Raw genomic sequence first — 1,231 nt, forward strand, 5'->3', positions numbered from 1 at the left:
CTGCGGATTCAACCGGTCGATGCAACACATTCGCTGAACATCTCAGCCGGTGTATGGAAACCGAGCGTCTTGCGCGGCCTCTCGTTCAATTGTCTCGCGATCGCGTTGAGTTGAAGCTGTGAGAACCCTGAGATGTCCATGCCCTTGGGCATGTACTGCCTGAGCAATCCATTCGTGTTCTCGTTGCTTCCGCGCTGCCATGGGTTCTGAGGATCGCAGAAGTACACCTGAATGTCGGTGGCCAACGTGAACTTCTTGTGAGCATGCATCTCCGTGCCTCTGTCCCAAGTCAGTGACTTGTAGAGTTCCTGGGGCAGTTTGCGGGCGTTCTTGACGAGCGCGTTGACGACAGTCTGAGAGTCCTTGCCATCCAGCTTGACCAACATCACATATCGCGTCTGACGCTCAACCAGCGTGGCGATCTGGCTGTTGGCGCTTCCAAAGAGCAAGTCGCCCTCCCAGTGGCCGGGAACTGCTCGATCTTCGACCGTGGCTGGCCGCTCGCTGATGGAGACGGCGTCGACGATTCTTCCGTGGACGTCTGTCTTCTGCGTGTACTGGCGTGAGCGGCGCATGCCCCGGGTGCGCCTGAGATGCTGCAGCAGCTCCTTCTTCAAGGCCCCGCGGGCTTGAATGAACAGGCTGCGGTAGATGGTCTCGTGGGACACGTGGGAGGTCTCGTCGCTCGGATAAGTATGCTTGAGCCAACCGGCAATCTGCTCCGGAGACCATTGCAGTCGAAGCTTCTCAGTGACGATGCGCGCCAGGTCCCGGTTCTCAACAAGTCTGCAGCGTTTGGGTCGACGAGCCCGATCCCAGGTCGCCTGATCGGCCTGGGTCGCTCGATAGCATCCCGGACCACCATTGCGCTTGATCTCACGGCTGATGGTGGATGCAGCTCGCCCGAGGATCAATGCGATCGAGCGAATCGAGAAGCCAGCCGCCATGGCACGCGAGATCTCCTCGCGCTCGGCGAGTGTCAGCGCCATCGATGAACGGCTTCGCTCCGGTGGTTGAATGCCACCCGTACGGGACAGAATCTTTTGCACGGACGTGTGTGCCCGATTGAACAGTTGAGCAATCTGATGCAGGGTCCATCCCTGCCTCCATCGCTCCCACATCAATGCCTTCTGGCTGTCCGTGTAGTAGGTTCGCGTCCGGTAAGCCATCTGCAACACTCCTTCTGCCTACGGCAGTCATCAGTGGGTTGCATCGACCGGTTGAATCCGCA

Annotated in this window: 1 protein-coding gene; it reads right to left on the minus strand. The window is 58.9% G+C overall.

Annotated elements, in window-relative coordinates; all coding sequences use genetic code 11:
- Positions 1-8 precede the first annotated feature (8 nt).
- A complete protein-coding gene (locus AC1DSF_RS30500; RefSeq protein WP_478146002.1) occupies positions 9-1,169 on the minus strand; it encodes an IS30 family transposase in 1,161 nt (386 codons plus the stop codon).
- Positions 1,170-1,231: the final 62 nt, after the last annotated feature.

The sequence above is a fragment of the Variovorax sp. 01N429 genome, from assembly GCF_056399425.1.

Bases quoted from the DNA above. Each gene is read 5' to 3' on its own strand.
- AC1DSF_RS30500 (WP_478146002.1), bottom strand. From the start codon at position 1,169: ATGGCTTACCGGACGCGAACCTACTACACGGACAGCCAGAAGGCATTG.